General features: G+C 67.2%; 17 protein-coding genes and 1 tRNA gene. 15 read left to right on the plus strand and 3 right to left on the minus strand.

What is annotated here, in order from left to right; translation table 11 throughout:
- Positions 1-178: 178 nt before the first annotated feature.
- The 7 genes from ACZ42P_RS00990 to ACZ42P_RS01020 all read left to right on the plus strand — a co-directional run bounded on the left by ACZ42P_RS00990 (position 179) and on the right by ACZ42P_RS01020 (position 7,725).
- Positions 179-1,108 (plus strand): HPP family protein, encoded by a 930-nt coding sequence (locus tag ACZ42P_RS00990; protein WP_464898246.1) that lies wholly within the window; start codon positions 179-181, stop codon positions 1,106-1,108.
- Complete coding sequence (tadA, locus tag ACZ42P_RS00995) at positions 1,080-1,580, plus strand: tRNA adenosine(34) deaminase TadA (RefSeq protein WP_464898247.1); 501 nt, start codon at positions 1,080-1,082, stop codon at positions 1,578-1,580. Before ACZ42P_RS00990 ends, tadA begins: the two co-directional genes overlap by 29 nt.
- Positions 1,570-2,049, plus strand: coding sequence for a L,D-transpeptidase family protein (locus ACZ42P_RS01000; RefSeq protein ID WP_464898248.1), 480 nt, complete (start codon positions 1,570-1,572; stop codon positions 2,047-2,049). Before tadA ends, ACZ42P_RS01000 begins: the two co-directional genes overlap by 11 nt.
- 167 nt (positions 2,050-2,216) lie before the next feature.
- A complete protein-coding gene (locus tag ACZ42P_RS01005) occupies positions 2,217-4,646 on the plus strand; it encodes a protein kinase domain-containing protein (RefSeq protein ID WP_464898249.1) in 2,430 nt (809 codons plus the stop codon).
- 37 nt (positions 4,647-4,683) lie between these two features.
- Positions 4,684-5,625 carry an HlyD family secretion protein gene (locus tag ACZ42P_RS01010; protein WP_464898250.1) on the plus strand — a complete coding sequence of 314 codons (942 nt, stop codon included), beginning with the start codon at positions 4,684-4,686 and terminating at the stop codon, positions 5,623-5,625.
- Between the two features lie 40 nt (positions 5,626-5,665).
- Positions 5,666-6,592, plus strand: a complete 927-nt coding sequence (locus ACZ42P_RS01015) for an ABC transporter ATP-binding protein (RefSeq protein WP_464898251.1) — start codon at positions 5,666-5,668, stop codon at positions 6,590-6,592.
- Positions 6,589-7,725 carry an ABC transporter permease gene (locus tag ACZ42P_RS01020; protein WP_464898252.1) on the plus strand — a complete coding sequence of 379 codons (1,137 nt, stop codon included), beginning with the start codon at positions 6,589-6,591 and terminating at the stop codon, positions 7,723-7,725. The genes ACZ42P_RS01015 and ACZ42P_RS01020 overlap by 4 nt, the downstream gene beginning before the upstream one ends.
- A 73-nt stretch (positions 7,726-7,798) precedes the next feature.
- On the opposite strand, the gene ACZ42P_RS01025 is transcribed toward ACZ42P_RS01020, so the two are convergent.
- Positions 7,799-7,873: transfer RNA gene (locus ACZ42P_RS01025), tRNA-Asn, on the minus strand.
- Positions 7,874-7,983: 110 nt separating this feature from the next.
- On the opposite strand from ACZ42P_RS01025, the gene ACZ42P_RS01030 reads away from it, so the two are divergent.
- Positions 7,984-9,294 carry a hypothetical protein gene (locus tag ACZ42P_RS01030; protein ID WP_464898253.1) on the plus strand — a complete coding sequence of 437 codons (1,311 nt, stop codon included), beginning with the start codon at positions 7,984-7,986 and terminating at the stop codon, positions 9,292-9,294.
- A gap of 44 nt (positions 9,295-9,338) precedes the next feature.
- Here the strand turns inward: ACZ42P_RS01030 and ACZ42P_RS01035 are convergent, their stop codons facing one another.
- Complete coding sequence (locus tag ACZ42P_RS01035; RefSeq protein ID WP_464898254.1) at positions 9,339-10,532, minus strand: pyridoxal phosphate-dependent aminotransferase; 1,194 nt, start codon at positions 10,530-10,532, stop codon at positions 9,339-9,341.
- Positions 10,533-10,652: 120 nt separating this feature from the next.
- Here ACZ42P_RS01035 and uvrB point away from each other — a divergent pair, with 120 nt between their 5' ends.
- Both uvrB and ACZ42P_RS01045 read left to right on the plus strand, forming a co-directional pair.
- Positions 10,653-12,686 (plus strand): excinuclease ABC subunit UvrB, encoded by a 2,034-nt coding sequence (gene uvrB, locus ACZ42P_RS01040; protein ID WP_464898255.1) that lies wholly within the window; start codon positions 10,653-10,655, stop codon positions 12,684-12,686.
- Positions 12,673-13,164 (plus strand): low molecular weight protein-tyrosine-phosphatase, encoded by a 492-nt coding sequence (locus ACZ42P_RS01045; protein ID WP_464898256.1) that lies wholly within the window; start codon positions 12,673-12,675, stop codon positions 13,162-13,164. Before uvrB ends, ACZ42P_RS01045 begins: the two co-directional genes overlap by 14 nt.
- A 121-nt stretch (positions 13,165-13,285) precedes the next feature.
- Here the strand turns inward: ACZ42P_RS01045 and ACZ42P_RS01050 are convergent, their stop codons facing one another.
- Positions 13,286-15,892 (minus strand): Rne/Rng family ribonuclease, encoded by a 2,607-nt coding sequence (locus ACZ42P_RS01050; protein WP_464898257.1) that lies wholly within the window; start codon positions 15,890-15,892, stop codon positions 13,286-13,288.
- Between the two features lie 495 nt (positions 15,893-16,387).
- On the opposite strand from ACZ42P_RS01050, the gene ACZ42P_RS01055 reads away from it, so the two are divergent.
- From ACZ42P_RS01055 to ACZ42P_RS01075, 5 genes are read left to right on the plus strand one after another with little or no spacing between them, the layout of a single operon-like run.
- On the plus strand, positions 16,388-17,329 hold the full coding sequence (locus tag ACZ42P_RS01055; RefSeq protein WP_464898258.1) for an RluA family pseudouridine synthase: 942 nt from the start codon (positions 16,388-16,390) through the stop codon (positions 17,327-17,329).
- Positions 17,330-17,337: 8 nt separating this feature from the next.
- Positions 17,338-17,994 carry an HAD-IA family hydrolase gene (locus tag ACZ42P_RS01060; RefSeq protein ID WP_464898259.1) on the plus strand — a complete coding sequence of 219 codons (657 nt, stop codon included), beginning with the start codon at positions 17,338-17,340 and terminating at the stop codon, positions 17,992-17,994.
- Positions 17,973-18,338, plus strand: a complete 366-nt coding sequence (locus ACZ42P_RS01065; RefSeq protein WP_464898260.1) for a Rieske (2Fe-2S) protein — start codon at positions 17,973-17,975, stop codon at positions 18,336-18,338. Before ACZ42P_RS01060 ends, ACZ42P_RS01065 begins: the two co-directional genes overlap by 22 nt.
- Complete coding sequence (locus tag ACZ42P_RS01070) at positions 18,325-19,266, plus strand: S49 family peptidase (RefSeq protein WP_464898261.1); 942 nt, start codon at positions 18,325-18,327, stop codon at positions 19,264-19,266. Before ACZ42P_RS01065 ends, ACZ42P_RS01070 begins: the two co-directional genes overlap by 14 nt.
- A complete protein-coding gene (locus ACZ42P_RS01075) occupies positions 19,263-19,493 on the plus strand; it encodes a Rho-binding antiterminator (RefSeq protein WP_464898262.1) in 231 nt (76 codons plus the stop codon). The genes ACZ42P_RS01070 and ACZ42P_RS01075 overlap by 4 nt, the downstream gene beginning before the upstream one ends.
- The last annotated feature ends 4 nt before the right edge of the window (positions 19,494-19,497 follow it).

A 19,497-nucleotide genomic window follows, 5' to 3' on the forward strand; every position in this document is an offset into this window, starting at 1 on the left:
CGCCGGTCATTGCCAGGGGACGCTGTTTTGGTCTGCGCAACGGTCAGCCGAATGTCCCTGTGGGTTTTTCTGAAGTTTCCACGTCCCGGATGCGCGCCCTGCCGGTGGCGCACTCCTCCGGCCGGAGCCGGGTACAATCGCGACTGGGTGGCACAGTGTTGAAAGCCGGAACTCCGATATGTTGACGCAACGCCTGCGTGCCTTGATGGGGCTGGAAGGTGGCACGGCCAGCCACCGCGAGAAACTCCTTTCCGCCGCAGGGGCCTTTCTCGCCATCCTGGGCGTGGTGCTGGCGAGTCATGCCCTGCTGGGGGACGCCGGCACAGCGCTCCTGGTGGCATCCACCGGCGCTTCCGCAGTGCTGCTGTTCGCCATTCCCCACGGGCCGCTGTCCCAGCCCTGGCCGCTCATCGGCGGCCATCTGGTGTCCGCCCTGATCGGGGTGACCTGTGCGCGCTACGTGAGTTGGCCCTGGCTGGCGATGGCCTTGGCGGTGGGACTGGCGGTGGGCGCCATGTATTACCTGCGCTGCATTCATCCTCCCGGTGGCGCCACAGCGCTGTCGGCGGTGCTGGGGGGACCGGCGGTGCACGAACTGGGCTACCAGTACGTGCTGACGCCAGTGCTGCTCAATGTCGCGCTGATCTTCGTGATCGCGCTGGCGTTCAATTATCTGTTTCCCTGGCGGCGCTATCCTGCGGTGCTCGCCCGACGGCCGCCGCCCGCCGGCGAGGCGGCCTACCGGCCCATCGAACACGAGGATTTCGTGTACGCCCTGAGCCAGCTCGATTCCTTCGTGGACGTGAGCGAGGAGGACTTGCTCCGCATCTACGCCATTGCCACCGGCCGGGCCGAGAGCCGCCATGTCGCGCCTGCCGACATCCACGTGGGGCGCGCCTACAGCAATGGCGAGCACGGCGATGGCTGGGAGGTGCGCGAGGTGGTGGATGCCAACCATACCGGCGACCCCGGACGCGACCAGGTGATCTACAAGGTGGTGGCCGGCGCCCGTGCGCGGACGAGCGGGGTGATGACGCGCGGCGAGTTTGCGCGCTGGGCAAGATACGAGGTGGTGCGCCATGGAAAAGGCTGGCGGCGGGCCGATTGAGGCGCAGGACGAGATCTTCATGCGCGAGGCCCTCGACGAGGCCCGGCGCGCCTGGGAGGCGGACGAGGTGCCGGTGGGTGCCGTCGTGGTGCGCGACGGGGTGATCGTCGGGCGTGGTTACAACCGGCCCATCTCCACCCGGGACCCCACGGCCCACGCCGAGATCGTCGCCCTGCGTGACGCCGCGCGGCGGCTCGGCAATTACCGTCTCACCGGCTGCGAACTCTACGTGACGCTGGAGCCCTGCGCCATGTGTGCCGGTGCCATCATGCATGCCCGCATCGCGCGGGTGATCTACGGCGCGCGCGACCCCAAGACGGGGGCGCATGGCAGCGTGGTGGATCTATTCGCGGAACGGCGGCTCAACCACCATACCGCTGTGACCGAGGGCGTGCTCGCCGCCTCCTGCGGCGAAATGCTGTCCCGCTTTTTTGCCGAGCGTCGCAGGAAGCCCACCGGCGATGAAAATTAAAATCTTCCTCGCCACCCAGACCCTCGAATTGCTCGACGAGGCGGGGCAGGTCGTGGCGCGCTATCCCGTCTCCACTGCGGCCAACGGCGCGGGCGAGCTCAGGGGCAGCTTCTGCACCCCGCGCGGCCGGCACATCGTACGCGCCAAGATCGGTGCCGGTCAGCCCGAGAACACGGTGTTCGTGCGCCGCCGGCCGACCGGCGAGATCTACACGCCGGAACTCGCGGCACAGCATCCGGGCCGGGACTGGATCCTTACCCGCATCCTCTGGCTGTCCGGCTGCGAGCCCGGCTTCAACCGTCTGGGCGAGGTGGACACCATGCGTCGCTACATCTACATCCACGGCAGTCCGGACGAAGTGCCCATGGGGGTGCCGGGCTCCCACGGCTGCATCCGCATGCGCAACCGGGACATCGTCGAGCTGTTCGATCAGGTGGAGCACGGCACGCCGGTGGAAATCATTGGCTGAGGTCGGTGTCTGGCGGGGCGGAGGGCTGTCTGGGACGCGCGGGGGGGCGTATAAAGTAAAGACCTGACCCCGCCTTGTGACCCCGCGTTGAAGCCCTGCCTGTCCTCAAGTTTTGGGGCGGGCGGCCGATAGAGGGCGGTGAACCGAAGCCATCGTCCCGGACGTTCATGACGACCCTCTCCGCCACCTCCGCCGGCGCCATGCCCGGCATCGGCCGCTTCCGTATCCTGCGCCTGCTGGGGCGGGGCAACCAGAGCGAGGTCTATCTCGCCCACGATCCCCATCTCGACCGGCAGGTGGCGATCAAGACGCTGCTGTTCGCCGAGGTGGAAGACCGGGCTGCGCGCATGCAGGACCTGCTGCGCGAGGCGCGCACCGTGGGCCGGCTCAGCCATCCCAATATCATTGCCCTTTACGATGCCGGCGAACATCAGGGTCAGCCCTATCTGGTGTTCGAGTACGTGCAGGGGCGCACGCTGGCCGAAGTGCTGCGCGAGTCGGGGCCCCTTTCGCCGCCGCGCGCGGTGGAGATCGCCGTGCAGGTGCTGGACGCCATCGCCTGCGCCCACGCGCAGGGCATCGTGCATCGGGATCTCAAACCCTCCAACATCCTGCTCGACGAACAGGGTGTCGCGCGGGTGATGGACTTCGGGATCGCCACCCGGATTGCCGGGGAGGGGGCGCCCGAGGGTGGCCTCATGGGGACTCCGGCCTATATGGCACCCGAGTACGTGGGGGGGGGCGTTCACGGCCCCCGTTCCGATGTCTATGGGGCGGGGCTGGTGCTCTACGAGATGCTCACCGGACGTCCCGCGATTCAGGGCGGCAGCGTGCAGGAGCTGTTGGAGAAGGTGGTCGGTGTCCGCCTGCCACCGCCCTCGGCGGAGAATCCCGCAGTGGACGAACGCCTCGACGACATCGTGCTCAAGGCCATCGCGCGCGATCCCGAGACACGCTGGAGCGGGGCCGCCGCCATGCGCGAGGCGCTGGAGAGCTGGCTTGTACCCCGGCCGGCGGCCGAGGCCGCGGGCGCGAAACAAAGCACCCTGGAATTCCTGCTGCGGCGCATGCGCCTGAAAAGCGACTTTCCCGCCCTGTCGGAGGCGATTTCCACCATCAACCGCATCGCCGGCTCCGAGCAGGACAGCGTGTCCCAGCTCTCCAACGCCATCCTCAAGGATTTCGGTCTCACCAACAAGCTGCTCAAGGTGGTGAACTCGGTGTCCTTCGTGCAGTACGGAGGCGGCAACATCAGCACCGTCTCCCGGGCCGTGGTGATTCTCGGCTTCAATGCCGTGCGCAATCTGGCCATCAGTCTGGTGCTGTTCGAGAACCTGCAGAACAAGGCCCAGGCCGCCCAGCTCAAGGAGGAGTTCATTCGCGTGCTGTTCTCGGGGATGCTGGCCCGGGAGATGGCCGGCAGGGCTGGGGTCAAGGACGGCGAGGAAGCCTTCATCTGCGCCATGTTCCACAACCTGGGGCGCCTGCTGTGCCTGTTCTACTTTCCCGAGGAAAGCGAGGAAATCCGCCGCCAGGTGGAAACGCGCGGCGTGGACGAGGACACGGCGGCGAGCCAGGTGCTGGGCCTGTCCTTCGAGGAACTGGGCATGGGCATTGCCAAAAGCTGGGGGCTGCCGGAATCCATTACCCAGTCGATGCGCCGGCTGCCGGCGGGAAGGGTGCGCAAGGCCCACACACCCATCGAACGGCTGCGTATCCTGGCCGGTTTTTCCAATGAACTGGCGGAGGTGATCGCAGACGGCGAGCCTGCGCGGCGCGGCGCCGAGATCGAACGGCTGTCCGAGCGCTTCGGGGACAGTCTCGCCCTCAATGCCCGGCACCTGGCCGAGGTGGTGACCCGCGCCCTCAAGGAGGTCAGGGAATTCTCCACGGCCGTGAATGCCAATTTCGGCCAGACCGCCTTCGCACGCCGTGCCGACAAATGGCTGGGCCATGCGGCCGCACCCGAGCCGGCGAGCCGCGCAACCGGCACAAACGGCCTGGCGGACACGCTGCTCGCTGCGCCGGGACCCGCGGAGGTGCATCCGGAGCATGTCGGGGCGGAGGGGCCCAGTGCGGCGGCGTCCCAGGCGGCGCTCGTGGCGGGGCTGCAGGAAATCAGCAATTCCCTGGTGAACGACGATCTCAGGCTCAACGACATCCTGCGCATGATCCTGGAGACCATGTACAGCGCCATGGGATTTCACCACGTGCTGTTCTGCATGCGCGATGTCAAACACAATGTGATGCAGGGCAAGTTCGGCTTCGGCGAAGGCATTGCCGAACTGGCGGTGCGTTTCCGCTTTCCCCTGGCTTCCGCGGCGGACGTCTTCCACGTGGCGCTGGAAAAGAACGTGGACATCCTTATCACCGACATCGACGATCCGAAGATCGCGGCGCGCATCCCGGAGTGGTACCGGCAGGCGGTGCCGGCCAGGACCTTCGTGATCTTCCCCGTGGTGGTCAAAGGCAAGCCGGTGGGGCTGATCTATGCCGACAAGGCCAAAGCCGGGGACATCGTGATTCCCGAGCAACTGCTGGGCACTCTGAAGGCCCTGCGCAACCAGGCCGTGCTCGCCATCCGGCAGAATCTGTGAGGGGGCTATAATCGGACCCTTTCCGAAGGGGCCCGCCATGCGTGTTGCGCTCGTGCTTTGTCTGCTGGTCCTGACCGCCTGCGGTCGCGCAGGACCGTCCGTCTATCAGGGCTACGCGGAAGGCGAGTTCGTGCGGGTGGCGGCCCCATTCTCGGGTGAGCTCAAGCTGCTGGCCGTCGCCCGGGGTGGCAGCGTCGCGGTGGGCGATCCCCTGTTCCAACTGGAGCAGGAAAACGAAAAGGCCGCGCGCCTGGAGGCGGAACAGCGGCTCGCCGCTGCCGAGGCGCGCCTCGCCAACCTGCGCAAGGGGCGGCGTCCGGAGGAGGTGGATGCCCTTGCCGCCCAGCGCGCCCAGGTGCAGGCGGCCCTGCGCCTGTCCGAGGCGCGCCTTGCGCGCGAGGAAAAACTCGCCGGCCTGGGGTTCGTTTCGCCCGACCGCGTGGACCAGCTGCGCACCGCGCGCGATGGCGACCGGGCCAGGCTCGCGGAAATCGATGCCCAGCTGCGGCTTGCGCGCCAGGGCGCACGCAGCGACGAGGTTCGCGCCGCCGAGGCGGAAGTGGCGGCGGCGCGCGCCGCATTGGACCAGGCCCAGTGGCGCCTGAACCAGAAATCGGTGCGCGCGCCGGTGGCCGGGCGTGTGCACGACACCTATTACGTGGCGGGCGAGTGGGTCAATGCAGGCAGTCCGGTCGTGTCGCTGCTGCCACCGGCCAATCTGAAAGTGCGGTTCTTCGTTCCGGAACCGGTGGTCGGCAGCCTGAGACTCGGGCAGCGTGTGAGCCTCCAGTGCGACGGTTGCGGCAAACCCTTCCCGGGCTACGTGAGCTATATCTCGTCCCAGGCCGAATACACCCCGCCCGTGATCTACAGCAAGGAAAACCGCAGCAAGCTGGTGTTTCTGATGGAAGCCCGGCCGGAGCCCGCAGACGCGGAGAAACTCCATCCCGGCCAGCCGGTGGACGTGGTGCTGCAGTGAGGGCAGGGGACAGGGTGAGTCATCGGGGGAATCAGGGCGCGTGACGCATACCTCCCTGGCCATCGACGTGCAGGGTCTGTGCAAGCGCTTCGGCGGCAAGCCCGTCGTGTGCGACCTGAGTCTCGCCGTGCGCACCGGCGAAATCTTTGGTTTCCTCGGGCCCAACGGCAGCGGCAAGACCACGTCCATCCGCATGCTGTGCGGCCTGCTCACACCGGATGCGGGCAGCGGCACCTGTCTCGGTTACGACGTCATCCGGGAGGCGCAGAAAATCAAGCGCGAAGTGGGCTACATGACCCAGCGCTTCTCCCTCTACGAAGACCTCTCCATCCGCGAGAACCTGGACTTCGTCGCTCGCGTCTATGACATGCCGGACCGGCGCGCGGCGGTGGAGCGCGCCATCGCCGAGCTGGGGCTCACCCATCGCCGGAACCAGCTTGCCGGTCAGCTCTCGGGCGGCTGGAAGCAGCGGCTCGCGCTGGCTGCGTGCACCCTGCACCGCCCGCGCCTGCTGCTTCTGGACGAACCCACGGCGGGTGTGGATCCCAGGGCGCGCCGTGATTTCTGGGATCGGATCCATGCCCTGGCGGCCGGTGGCGTCACGGTGCTGGTGTCCACCCACTACATGGACGAGGCGGAACGCTGCCACCGCATCGCCTATCTTTCCTGGGGCCGCGTCCTGGTGGCCGGCACGCCGGACGAGGTGGTGGCTGGCGCGGGTCTGACCACCTGGATGGTGGAAGGCCCGAATCTGGCGGCCCTGGTGCAGGAACTCAAGCAGCTGCCCGGCGTGGAGCAGGTGGTGCCGTTCGGCACGGCCCTGCACGTGAGCGGCTCCGACGGGGCCCTGCTCGCCGCCAGCCTTGCACCCCTGCGCGAGCGGCCGGGCCTGCGCTGGACCCAGACCACGCCGGGGCTGGAAGACGTCTTCGTCAAGCTTTCGGCCAGCCTGGAGGAGGCGCCATGAACGCGACCTTCTCCTGGTCCCGGTTCCTGGCGGTGGTGCTCAAGGAATTCATCCAGATGCGCCGCGACCGGCTGACCTTCGCCATGATGGTGGGCATTCCCCTGATCCAGCTGGTGCTGTTCGGCTTCGCCATCAATACCGATCCCAAGCATCTGCCCACGGCCCTGGTCATCGCGGACCACAGCGAATTCTCACGCAGCATCCTGGCGGCGCTCGCCAACAGCGGCTATTTCGAACCGGTGCGGGTGGTGGCCAGTGAAGCGGAAGCGGACCGTCTGCTGGCGCAGGGCGTGGTGCAGTTCGTGGTACACATTCCCGAACGGTTTGCGCAGCGTCTGGTGCGTGGCGAACGCCCGGCCCTGCTGGTGGAGGCCGATGCCAGCGACCCCGCCGCCACCAGCAATGCCATCGCCGCCCTGGTCACGGTCGGGCAGACGGTGCTGGCACGGGATCTCACCGGGGTGCTGGGCCGGTTGCAGGGCGGCCCGGCACCCTTCGACGTGCGCATCCATCGCCGCTACAACCCCGAGGGCATCACCCAGTACAACATCGTGCCCGGGTTGATGGGCGTCATTCTCACCATGACCATGATCATGATGACAGCCCTGGCCATGACCCGGGAGCGGGAACGGGGCACCATGGAAGCGCTGCTTGCCACGCCGGTGAGTCCCCTGGAAGTGATGATCGGCAAGATCGTGCCCTACATCCTGGTGGGTTACATCCAGATCACGCTCATCCTCGTGGTGGCCCACTTTCTGTTCGGCGTGCCGGTCCAGGGCAGTGTTGCCCTGCTGCTCGCCTGCGCGCTGGTGTTCATGCTTGCCAATCTCTCGGTGGGCATGCTGTTTTCCACAATTGCCAGAAATCAGATGCAGGCCATGCAGATGACGTTTTTCTTCTTCCTGCCCTCCATGCTGCTGTCAGGCTTCATGTTTCCCTTCCGCGGCATGCCCCATTGGGCGCAGCACCTGGGCGAGATCCTGCCGCTGACGCACTTCCTGCGCATCGTGCGCGGCATCCTGCTCAAGGGCAATGGCGCCGCGGACGTCGTGCCGCATCTGTGGCCCCTCGCAGCCTTCATGCTGGCGGTGATTTTGCTCGGGCTCAAGCGCTATCGCAGGACGCTCGATTGAACAGGGGAGTGCCGCGTGATGGACCGCCGCGGGAGGTTGCGGCATAGGGCGGATGGCCGGGAGAGAGGGTAGGTGGCTCCGGCGGTTGGGATCGAACCAACGACCAACGGATTAACAGTCCGCTGCTCTACCGCTGAGCTACGCCGGAAGGTAGAGAACACGCGGCGGGGCCGCGCAACAAGCCGCGTATAATAGCCACTCGCCCCATTTCGGTCAACACGCGGCGGCGCTTGCAACGCCTGCCGCCAGGACGTCGGCATGAAACCCATCAAAACGCTGGGCCTGATCATCCTTCTGCTGGTGGCGCTTGCCCTGGTGCTGCCTTTCCTGATTCCGGTCAGAAGCTACATCCCGACGCTGCAGAAGCTCGCCGCGGACAGGCTGGGTGAGCCGGTGGTCATCGGCAGTCTGGGTTTCCGCCTGCTGCCGGCGCCGGTGGTGGCGCTGCAGGACCTTCGCATCGGGCCGCAGGAAGAGGTGAGAATCGGTGCGGTGCATGTGCATCCGGATGTGTGGACCCTGACTGCCCCAGTGAAGATCCTGCGGCGCGTGGAAATCGAGGGCGTGACCGTGGACGCACCCCTGGTGCAACGGCTGGCGCACTGGTCGCAGAAACCGGCGGGGCCCAGGACGGTGGCGGTGCGTGAAGTCCGGCTGCGCGACGTACGACTGGCCTTCGGTGATTTCCAGTGGGGCCCCTTGCGGGGGGATGTCTGGCTCGACCTTGAGGGCCTGCAAAAGGTCGAACTGGGCACGCAGGACGGCAGCCTGCAGGTGAACCTGGCGCCGCAAGGGGAGCAATATGCCTTGGCGCTGGAGGCACGCAACTGGACGCTGCCCGTGAAACCGGCCCTGCGTTTCGACGAACTGCGGGGCCGGGGCACGCTGGATGCTGCACGCCTGATCCTGCCGGAACTGGAGGGCCGGCTCTATGGCGGTGAGCTGCATGCGGCGGGCAGCATCGGCTGGAAAGAGGGCATCCGCATCGAGGGCGAGGCGCGCGCGGCGGGTGTGGAGATCGAGCCCATCGTGCGCCTGCTGACCCAGTCTGCCGCGGTGAGCGGCCTGCTCTATGGGGGAGGACGCTTCCAGCTGGCGGCGAAGGAGCCGGCGCGCCTGGCCGACAGTCTGCGTGCCACGTTCCGCTTCGAGGTGAAAAAGGGCGTGCTTTACAACTTCGATCTGGCCGGGGCGGTGCGTTCCCTGGCGCGCGCAGGCACCCGGGGCGGGCAGACGAGTTTCAACGAACTGTCAGGCACGGTGCATCTGGTGGGCAGGGCCGTCCAGCTGCGGGACGTGCGGGTGGCCTCCGGCCTGCTTCAGGCCGACGGCGATGTGGACATCGCCGCCAACCGCAGTCTGTCGGGCCGGGTGAATGTGGAAATGAAGGGCACGGCCAGTCTGGTGAGCGTGCCCCTGGAACTGGCCGGCACCCTGCGCGATCCGGTGCTGTTCCCCAATCGCGCGGCCCTGGCGGGCGCGGCAGTGGGGACGGGACTGATGGGACCGGGCCTGGGCACCACGGTGGGGGCCAGGGCGGGCACCGCGCTGGAAAAACTGTTCAGGTAAGACGCCGCGAAAACCTCTGGCGGCGGCCGGTTCGGGCGCGACCCTCAGGCCAGCGCCTGCTGCATGCGTGCCAGGGCCCGTTGCAGGTTTTCCAGGGAGGTGGCGAAGGAGAGGCGGATGTAACCCTCCAGGCCGAAGGCCGAGCCCGGTACCACCGCCACCCCGGCCTTTTCCAGGAGATAGTTGCTGAAGGCAATGTCGCTCGCCTCGGCAATGCCGCCCCTGGCGTGCAGGGACCGGATGGCCTCGCGCACGTCCGGGAAGGCATAGAAGGCACCGCCCGCCGGCAGGCAGTGCACGCCGGGAATGCGGTTGAGCGCGTCCACCACGAAGGTGTGACGGCTGCGGAAGGCGGCGACCATGGGTGCGATACAGGCCTGATCACCGTTCAGCGCCGCTTCCGCCGCCACCTGGGAAATGGAGGTGGGGTTGGACGTGCTCTGGGATTGCACGTTGGTCATGGCCGTGATGATGGACTCGGGCCCCGCCGCGTAGCCGATGCGCCAGCCTGTCATCGCATAGGCCTTGGACACGCCGTTGAGCACCAGGGTGCGGTCGTAGAGTTCCGGGCAGGCGTTGAGGATGTTCACGAAGGGCGCGTCCGTGAGACGGATGTGCTCGTACATGTCGTCCGTGGCAATGAGCACACCGGGGTGGGCCTTGAGCACCTCGCCCAGCGCCCGCAGTTCCTCCAGGGTGTAGACGGCGCCGCTGGGGTTGCTGGGGCTGTTGATGACCACCAGCCGGGTGCGCGGGGTCAGGGCGGCCTCCAGCTGCGCGGGCGTGATCTTGAAGCCCTGTTCGATGCCCGCCGGGACAAACACCGGCGTGCCATCGGCGAGCAGCACGATGTCCGGATAGGACACCCAGTAGGGCGCGGGAATGACCACCTCGTCGCCCGGATCGACGACGGCCTGCACCAGGTTGTAAAAGCTCTGTTTGCCCCCACATGAGACCAGGATCTGGCGCGGCGTGTATTCCAGGCCGTTGTCGCGCCGGAATTTGGCGATGATGGCCTGCTTGAGCGAGGGCGTGCCGTCCACCGCGGTGTACTTGGTGAACCCCTTGTGGATGGCCTCGATGGCCGCGGCCTTGATGTGATCCGGCGTGTCGAAATCGGGTTCGCCCGCCCCGAGACCGATGATGTCCTTGCCCTGGGCCTTGAGACTGGCCGCAAGCGCGGTCACGGCAAGGGTGGGGGAGGGCTTGATGGCCTGTACACGTCTCGAGAGTTGCACTTGGGGTTCCACCGGGCGCTAGGGGGATGGTCGGGTCCGAATCGGGCGGCACCCCCGGCACCGGGGGCAAATCGGCCGCGTGCTAGAATCCACTGTTTTGCAAATTGCGCAATTCTACCCTTGATCGTCACCTTCCCCAATAGCCCCTACCAGCTCCACCAGCCCTTCCCGCCGGCGGGGGACCAGCCCACGGCCATCGAGCAGCTGGTGGAAGGCATCCGGGACGGGCTGGCCTTCCAGACCCTGCTGGGCGTGACGGGCTCCGGCAAGACCTACACGATGGCCAACGTGATCGCCCGCCTGGGGCGGCCGGCCATCGTCATGGCGCCCAACAAGACGCTGGCCGCCCAGCTCTATTCCGAGTTCCGGGAATTTTTTCCCCACAACGCGGTGGAGTATTTCGTCTCCTATTACGACTACTACCAGCCCGAGGCCTACGTCCCCGCGCGGGACCTGTTCATCGAAAAGGATTCCTCCATCAACGAGCACATCGAACAGATGCGCCTGTCCGCCACCAAGGCCCTGATGGAGCGGCGCGATGCGGTGATCGTGGCGACGGTCTCGGCGATCTACGGCATCGGCGACCCGGTGGACTATCACTCGATGATCCTGCACCTGCGCCAGGGCGAGAAACTCACCCAGCGCGACGCCATCCGGCGCCTGGCGGAGATGCAGTACGAACGCAACGAGACGGAGTTCCGGCGTGGCGTGTACCGCGTGCGGGGCGACGTGATCGACATCTTCCCCGCCGAGCACGCCGAGCTGGCGGTACGCCTGTCCCTGTTCGATGACGAGATCGAAAGCATCTCCCTGTTCGATCCCCTCACCGGGCACATGGTGCAGAAGGTGCCGCGCTTCACGGTCTATCCCTCCAGTCATTACGTCACCCCTCGTGCCACCACGTTGCGCGCCATCGAAGCCATCAAGGAGGAGCTGCGGGAGCGCATCGAGTGGTTCCAGAGCCAGGGCAAGTTGGTGGAGGCCCAGCGCATCGGCGAGCGCACCCGCTTCGATCTGGAAATGCTCAACGAGCTGGGGTTCTGCAAAGGCATCGAGAACTATTCCCGGCATCTCTCGGGACGTCAGCCGGGGGAGCCGCCGCCCACCCTGATCGATTACCTGCCGCGGGATGCCATCATGTTCATCGACGAGTCCCACGTCACCATCCCCCAGATCGGCGGCATGTACCGGGGCGACCGGGCGCGCAAGGAAAACCTGGTGGAATACGGCTTCCGCCTGCCCTCGGCCCTGGACAACCGGCCGCTGCGTTTCGACGAATTCGAGAAGCTCATGCCCCAGACCATCTTCGTGTCCGCCACGCCGGGCGATTACGAGGCGCGCCATGCGGCCCAGGTGGTGGAACAGGTGGTGCGCCCCACTGGCCTGGTGGATCCGGAGGTGGAAGTACGGCCCGCTTCCACCCAGGTGGACGACCTGCTGGCGGAAGTCAGGGCGCGCGCGGCGGCCAACGAACGGGTCCTGGTGACCACCCTCACCAAGCGCATGGCAGAGGACCTCACGGATTACCTGCTGGACCACGGCGTGCGGGTGCGCTACCTGCACTCGGACATCGACACCGTGGAACGGGTGGAAATCATTCGCGACCTGCGGCTGGGGGAGTTCGACGTGCTGGTGGGCATCAACCTGCTGCGCGAGGGGCTGGATATTCCGGAGGTCTCGCTGGTGGCCATTCTGGATGCGGACAAGGAGGGTTTCCTGCGCTCCGAACGCTCCCTGATCCAGACCATCGGCCGCGCGGCGCGGCACATCCACGGCAAGGCCATCCTGTATGCCGACACGGTGACCGAATCCATGCGTCGCGCCATCGACGAGACCGAGCGGCGACGGGCCAAGCAGATTGCCTACAACCAGACCCACGGCATCACCCCCAAGGGGGTGGTCAAACGCATCAAGGACATCATCGAGGGTGTCTACGACTATGAGCAGGCCCAGGAAAAGCTGCTCGCCCAGCAGGAAGCCGCGGGCTATGCCCACATGAGCGAGAAGGAACTCACCCGCGAGGTGAAGCGCCTGGAGAAGGAAATGCTGGAAGCGGCGAAAAATCTGGAATTCGAGAAGGCCGCCCAGCTACGGGACCGCATGAATCTGCTCAAGCAGCAGTTGTTCGGAGTGGTGGAGCATGACCAGGGTTAAGGTGCTGTTCGTGTGCATGGGCAACATCTGCCGTTCCCCCACCGCGGAAGCGGTGTTCCGCGCCCACCTGGAGCAGGCAGGGCTGGACCGCCACGTGGAGGTGGATTCGGCAGGGACCCACGCCTATCACGTGGGGGAACCGCCGGATGCCCGTGCCCAGCAGGCGGGGCTCAAACGGGGTTACCGCATGGCCCACCTGCGCGGGCGCCAGGTGAGCCGGCGGGATTTCGAGGAATTCGACTACGTGCTGGCCATGGACATGGACAACCTCACCCGCCTGCAGCGCCAGTGTCCCGAGGAACATGCCCACAAACTCTCCCTGTTCATGGAGCACGCGCGCAACTTCGTGGAACGCGAAGTGCCGGATCCCTACTATGGCGGTCCCGCCGGTTTCGAGCGGGTGCTGGACATGGTGGAGGACGCGAGCCGCGGCCTGATCGAGCACATCCGGCGGCGGCATTTTTCCGACCGAGGCTGACCAGCCTCGCCCCGGCGCGCCGCCGAAAAGCCTGCCTCGGTGGAACCTGTCGGCCCGGCAGGGATTGCCCCGCGATGAAAAACGCCGTGCCCGGGGGCACGGCGTCGGCGCGGCGAACCGATCAGAGATCGCGCCGGGTTTCCACCTGCTGCAGGGGCTCCTCGCTCACGGGCATCGCCTGCTGGGCCCAGGCCGGCTTGGGGCGCGGGCCGCGGGGCCGGGGCGCCTGCTCCGGCTGCTGGGCCTGGACGGCGGCCAGGGCCTCGGGACGGGTCTCGATGAGGATCAGGCCCGCCGCTTCCAGATCCACCGTCACCGGTTTGGGCGCTGCCGCCTCCTCGACCTTCACCGGCGCAGGCGCGGGCGCCAGCGGCGCGAAGGGCAGTTCCGTCTGGATGGCCACCGGCACGGGCGGTGGCGCACTGGGGACCGCCGCCGTGGGCGCCGTTTCGGGGCCGGTTCCGGTGGCTTCTGGGTGGGCCGGGGCGGCTTCCGACTGGGCCTGGGCGGCGGCAGCGGCGCGCGCGGCCCGCGTCAGCGCGGCATCCTCGATGATGGCCTCGATGACGGGCGCCGCCGGCTCGCGGGGGGCGCGGGCCTGGCCGCGCTCCCGCCGCCCATTGCCCTCCGCGGGACGCGCGGGGCGGGCTTCAGCCCCACCCCGGCCTTCGCGCGCGGCCGCTTCGCCGGCCCTCGCTTCCCGGGTCTCGGTCAGGCCGGTCTCCTCCCGCCGCTCGCCGCGGCCACGGCCGCGCCGCCCCCGGCGACCTCCGCGCTCCTGGGCTTCCGCAGGGGCCGCGGCCGGGGCAGCCGCGCCAGCGGCTTCCGGTTTCTCGGCGCGCGGGGCTTCCGCCCGCGGCAGGACGCTCTCGCTGCGGGGCGTCTGGCTTTCGGCCCGCGCCTCCCGCCGCTCGCCGCGCTCGCCCCGATGGCGATCACGGCCGCGCCCACGCCCACGGCCCCGCTCCCCACGCTCGCTGCGCGCGGCCGGACGTGCCGCAGGCGCGGCTGCCGTTTCGGTTTTCTTCTCGCCGCCGAACAGGCCGGCAAACCAGCCTGCCACCTTGGACAGCCAGGCTTCCTTCTTTTCCTCCTTTTCCGGCGTCTTTTCCGGCACCACCGGCGCGGGCTGTGCAGGGGTGATGTCCCGTACCACGGCCACCTGGCGCGGTTTGGGCGGCTCGGCAGCAGCTTCCGGTTCGGCGGTTTCGGCCGGCGCTTCCACCAATTCGTAGGTGGGACGGTCAATGGCCGCCACGTCATCGGCCTTGAGGCGCTGGACCTTGAAGTGAGGGGTCTGCAGGTGGACGTTGGGGATGAGCACCACGCTCACCTTGAAGCGGGCCTCGATCTTCCAGATGTCCGCCCGTTTCTCGTTGAGCAGGAAGGTGGCCACGTCCACGGGAATCTGCGCGTGGACCGCGGCGGTGTGCTCCTTCATCGCCTCTTCCTGGATCAGGCGCAGGATGTGCAGGGCAGTGGACTCCGCGCCCCGGATGTGGCCGGTGCCGTTGCAGCGGGGGCACACCACGTGGCTGGTCTCGCCCAAAGAGGGCTGCAGACGCTGGCGGGACAGCTCCAGCAGCCCGAAGCGGGAAATCTTGCCCATCTGCACCCGCGCCCGGTCGAGATGCAGGGCGTCGGCCAGACGTTTTTCCACCTCGCGCTGGTTGCGCTGGCTTTCCATGTCGATGAAGTCGATGACGATCAGCCCGCCCAGGTCGCGCAGGCGCAGCTGGCGGGCGATTTCGTCCGCGGCCTCCAGGTTGGTGCGGAAGGCGGTTTCCTCGATGTCCGCCCCCTTGGTGGCGCGGGCGGAGTTCACGTCGATGGCGGTGAGGGCCTCGGTATGGTCGATGACGATGGAACCGCCGGAGGGCAGATTCACCGAACGCGCATAGGCCGACTCGATCTGGTGCTCGATCTGGAACCGCGAAAAGAGGGGCACGTCATCCCGGTAGAGCTTGATTTTGTTGACGTTCTGGGGCATGACGTGGCTCATGAACTGCCGCGCCTGCTCGTAGATCTCCTCGGTGTCGATGAGGATTTCACCGATGTCCGGCTGGAACAGATCCCGGATGGCGCGGATCACCAGGCTGCCTTCCTGGTAGATCAGGAAGGCGCCAGACTGGCTCGCCGCGGCGGCCTCGATGGCGCGCCACAGCTGCAGCAGGTAGTTGAGGTCCCACTGCAACTCCTCCACGGTGCGGCCGATGCCGGCGGTACGGGCGATGATGCTCATGCCGGGCGGGACGTCCAGCTTGGCCATGGTTTCGCGCAGCTCGTCCCGGTCCTCGCCCTCGATGCGGCGCGACACGCCGCCGCCGCGCGGGTTGTTGGGCATGAGTACCAGGTAACGGCCGGCCAGGCTGATGAAGGTGGTGAGGGCCGCGCCCTTGTTGCCGCGCTCGTCCTTTTCCACCTGGACGATGAGTTCCTGGCCTTCCTTCACCGCATCCTGGATGCTGGCCCGGCCCACCGTGGCCCCCTCACGGAAATAGCTGCGCGCGATTTCCTTGAAGGGCAGGAAGCCATGCCGCTCCGCCCCATAGTCCACGAAGCAGGCTTCGAGACTGGGCTCGATGCGGGTGATGACGCCCTTGTAGATGTTGGACTTGCGCTGTTCCTTGGCTGAGGATTCGATGTCGAGGTCGATGAGCTTCTGACCGTCGACGATGGCGACACGCAGTTCCTCGGCCTGCGTGGCGTTGAACAACATGCGTTTCATTTGTTTGGTCTCCCGCGCTCAGGACACGGGAAGGCCAGACCGCGCACATCACGGGGATGCGCGATTCCTGCTCAAACGAAGGAGAGACGGGAAAATCCGGATTCGTTCAGGGGCATGGAAAAGGCTGGTCTGGTTGAAACGTCGGCGATGGGATGCATCCAGGGCATCGGCAGCCGGCCAGGCATCAGGCCCGGGCTGCTCACATCGCCTGTAAAGCCCCGTTCGCGGGGCCCCGTGGCTTCAGGCCGGCGCGCAGCGCGCGTCGGCGGAATCCCAAGTGCTCTGAGCGCGTAAATCAAGTACTATCGCTGCTTTTGCCGCGGCGGTGAGCGAGATAACCGCCTGCTTTTGCGACGCCGGTTCGGGAGTGCCGGGCGCTTTCACTCAAAGCACGCCGCCAACGCCGTTACGGGGACCGGATCACCCGCCGGACCCGGGGCCCGGAGCCGCTGTGGCGTCTCCGCAGCCAGGGCCGGAGGCGACAGTATATTGAAAATGAAAGAGTTAAGCAAAGAAACCGTCACCTGGCTGACGATCGGGGAACAGGCAGCCGGCCAGCGCATCGACAATTTCCTGCTGCGGGAGCTGAAGGGGGTCCCCAAAAGCCACATTTACCGCATCCTCCGCAGCGGCGAGGTGCGGGTGAACAGCCGCCGGGTGGACGCGACCCACCGGCTGGCGGCGGGCGACCGGGTGCGCCTGCCGCCGCTAGCCCGGCCGACGGCGTCCGCGCCCGGGCGGGCCGGACGCTTCGCCGGCAGGCTGCTTTACGAGGACGACGCCCTGCTGGTGGTGGACAAGCCGGCGGGTACCGCGGTCCACGGGGGCAGCGGGGTTTCCCACGGCCTCATCGAGCAGCTGCGCCAGGCACGGCCGGAGCTGCGGTTCCTGGAACTGGTGCATCGGCTGGACAAGGAAACCTCGGGCGTGCTGCTGCTCGCCAAGAAGCGCCCGGCGCTCACCCGGCTGCACGCCATGCTGCGCGAGGGGCGGGTGGAAAAGCACTACCTGGCCCTGGTGAAGGGGCGTTGGCCCCATGCCCGGCAGCACGTGAAGCTCGCCCTGCACAAGTTCGTCACGGCGTCGGGCGAGCGGCGGGTGCAGGTGAGCGAGGAAGGCCAGCCGGCCCACACCATCTTCACCCTGGTGCGCCGGCTGGGGGACTTCAGCCTGCTGGATGCGGAACTCAAGACCGGGCGCACCCATCAGATCCGGGTCCACCTGGCGCATCTGGGGCACCCCATCGCCGGGGATGACAAATACGGCGATTTCACCCTCAACCGGCAGCTCGGCAGGCAGGGTCTCAAACGCATGTTTCTCCATGCCAGGAGCCTGGCCTTCGAGCATCCGGTCAGCGGTGAGCGCGTGGTGTTCGAGGCGCCCCTGCCCCGGGAGCTGGAAACCTTTCTCGCCAGCCTGCAGGAGCGTTCGGAATAGGCAGGACCATGGCAAGACGATTCGATCTCATCGTATTCGACTGGGACGGCACGCTCATGGACTCGGCAGGCGTGATCGTTGCCTCGATTCGGCGCGCCGCCGAGGATCTGGGGCTTGAGCCGCCTTCCGAGGCGGCCTGCCGCCATATCATCGGCCTGGGGCTCACGGAAGCCCTGCAGCACCTGTTCCCGGCGCTGCCCGAGGCGGAGCATCCCCGTCTGGTGGAACGCTACCGCCACCATTACCTGGGGCGGGATGCGGAGATTCCCCTGTTTGCCGGGGCCGACGCCGTGGTGCGCGGACTCCACGCGCGGGACTATCTGCTGGGCGTGGCCACCGGCAAGAGCCGCAAGGGACTGGACCGGGTGCTGGGCTATACCGGACTTCGGCCCTATTTCCACGCCACGCGCTGCGCCGACGAGTGTTTTTCCAAACCCCATCCCCAGATGCTGGAGGAATTGATGACGGAACTGGGTGTGCGTCCCGAACGGACGCTGATGATAGGCGACACCAGCCACGACCTTCAGATGGCGGCCAATGCCGGTGTGCCGGCGCTGGCGGTGAGCTATGGCGCCCATGGGCGCGAGGATCTGCTCGCCCATGGGCCGCTGGCCTGCGTGGACAGTGTGCAGGAGCTGGGGACATGGCTGGCAACCTGCGCCTGATCTGCGCCAGCGACGAGCTGGAGGAGGGCGGGCGCGGGGTACGCTTCGAAGTCCTCTACGGGGGCATGCTCAAACCGGCCTTCGTGGTGCGCTTCGACGGCCTGTGCCGCGCCTACCTCAACGAGTGCGCCCATGTCCCGGTGGAGCTGGATTTCCGGGAGGGTGAATTCTTCGATGACTCGGGCCTGTACCTGATCTGCTCGACCCACGGCGCCCTGTATGCGCCCGAGTCCGGTGCCTGCCTGGGCGGCCCCTGCAACGGCAAAGGGCTCACACCCCTGCAGGTGGTGGAAATGGATGGACAGGTTTACGTGCGGGAGGAAGTCGGACATGGCGGAAGCTGACAACTGGGAACGGCAGACCCTGGAGAAAATCGCCCTGGCGGCGGTGACGGAGCAGCGCCGCGCGCGGCGCTGGGGCATCTTTTTCAAGGCCCTGGGCTTTCTCTACCTGTTTCTGGTGCTGGCCGCCTTCATGGGCTGGCTTACGCCCGAGGAGTTGCCGGCGGCCGGCCGCCGGCACACGGCGCTGGTGGATGTCGAGGGCGTGATCGCGCCGGGGGCGCCGGCCAACGCGGACCGCATCATCGAGGGACTCAACAAGGCCTTCAAGGACAAGCATACCCAGGGCGTGGTGCTGCGCATCAACAGTCCCGGCGGCAGCCCGGTGCAGGCTGGCCGCATCAATGACGAAATCCGCCGTCTGCGCGCCCAGTATCCGCAAATTCCCCTGTATGCAGTGGTGGACGACCTGTGTGCCTCGGGCGGCTATTACATCGCGGTGGCGGCGGACCGCATATACGTGGACAAGGCCTCGATCATCGGCTCCATTGGTGTGCTCATCAACGGCTTCGGTTTCACCGGCACCATGGACAAGCTGGGGGTGGAACGGCGTCTGCTCACGGCCGGGGAGAACAAGGCCTTTCTCGATCCCTTCTCCCCGGAGAATCCGAAACACAGGGCCTATGCCCAGCGCATGATCGAGGAGATCCACCAGCAGTTCATCGCGGTGGTGCGCCAGGGACGGGGCAGCCGCCTCAAAGAAACCCCGGACCTCTGGAGCGGGCTGGTCTGGCACGGCGCCAAGGCCATCGAGCTGGGGCTGGCCGATGCCTACGGCAGCGTCCAGTCCGTGGCGCGGGACGTGATCAAGGCGGAAAACGTGGTGGACTTCACGCCCCAGCAGAGCCTGGCCGACCGGCTCGCGCGCCGGTTTGGCAGCGCGGCGGCCCAGGCCCTCCTCGACAGCGCCGGGAGCGTGACACTCAGATGAGCGAGCCTTACCGACCCATCGCCTGCGCAGACCACGAGCGGCTGGAGTTCGCCGTGCTGCGCCGCCTGCCCCTGACCCTGCTGCTGGCCGATGGCCGCAGCCTCAGCGGCCAGGCCCTCGACGTGTTCACCCGGGAGGGCGCGGAGTGGCTGCGCCTGCGCGAGGCCAATGGCAGCGAACACCTGCTGCGTCTGGATTCCATCGTCCGGATTCAGGAGTCCTCCTGAGTCT

It is taken from the genome of Thiobacter subterraneus (genome assembly GCF_055379455.1).

Excerpts from the sequence above, each read along its gene's own strand:
- ACZ42P_RS00990 (WP_464898246.1), top strand. The coding sequence starts at position 179 with ATGTTGACGCAACGCCTGCGTGCCTTGATGGGGCTGGAAGGTGGCACG.
- tadA (WP_464898247.1), top strand. The coding sequence starts at position 1,080 with ATGGAAAAGGCTGGCGGCGGGCCGATTGAGGCGCAGGACGAGATCTTC.
- ACZ42P_RS01000 (WP_464898248.1), top strand. The coding sequence starts at position 1,570 with ATGAAAATTAAAATCTTCCTCGCCACCCAGACCCTCGAATTGCTCGAC.
- ACZ42P_RS01005 (WP_464898249.1), top strand. The coding sequence starts at position 2,217 with ATGACGACCCTCTCCGCCACCTCCGCCGGCGCCATGCCCGGCATCGGC.
- ACZ42P_RS01010 (WP_464898250.1), top strand. The coding sequence starts at position 4,684 with ATGCGTGTTGCGCTCGTGCTTTGTCTGCTGGTCCTGACCGCCTGCGGT.
- ACZ42P_RS01020 (WP_464898252.1), top strand. The coding sequence starts at position 6,589 with ATGAACGCGACCTTCTCCTGGTCCCGGTTCCTGGCGGTGGTGCTCAAG.
- ACZ42P_RS01030 (WP_464898253.1), top strand. The coding sequence starts at position 7,984 with ATGAAACCCATCAAAACGCTGGGCCTGATCATCCTTCTGCTGGTGGCG.
- ACZ42P_RS01045 (WP_464898256.1), top strand. The coding sequence starts at position 12,673 with ATGACCAGGGTTAAGGTGCTGTTCGTGTGCATGGGCAACATCTGCCGT.
- ACZ42P_RS01050 (WP_464898257.1), bottom strand. The coding sequence starts at position 15,892 with ATGAAACGCATGTTGTTCAACGCCACGCAGGCCGAGGAACTGCGTGTC.
- ACZ42P_RS01055 (WP_464898258.1), top strand. The coding sequence starts at position 16,388 with ATGAAAGAGTTAAGCAAAGAAACCGTCACCTGGCTGACGATCGGGGAA.
- ACZ42P_RS01060 (WP_464898259.1), top strand. The coding sequence starts at position 17,338 with ATGGCAAGACGATTCGATCTCATCGTATTCGACTGGGACGGCACGCTC.
- ACZ42P_RS01065 (WP_464898260.1), top strand. The coding sequence starts at position 17,973 with ATGGCTGGCAACCTGCGCCTGATCTGCGCCAGCGACGAGCTGGAGGAG.
- ACZ42P_RS01070 (WP_464898261.1), top strand. The coding sequence starts at position 18,325 with ATGGCGGAAGCTGACAACTGGGAACGGCAGACCCTGGAGAAAATCGCC.
- ACZ42P_RS01075 (WP_464898262.1), top strand. The coding sequence starts at position 19,263 with ATGAGCGAGCCTTACCGACCCATCGCCTGCGCAGACCACGAGCGGCTG.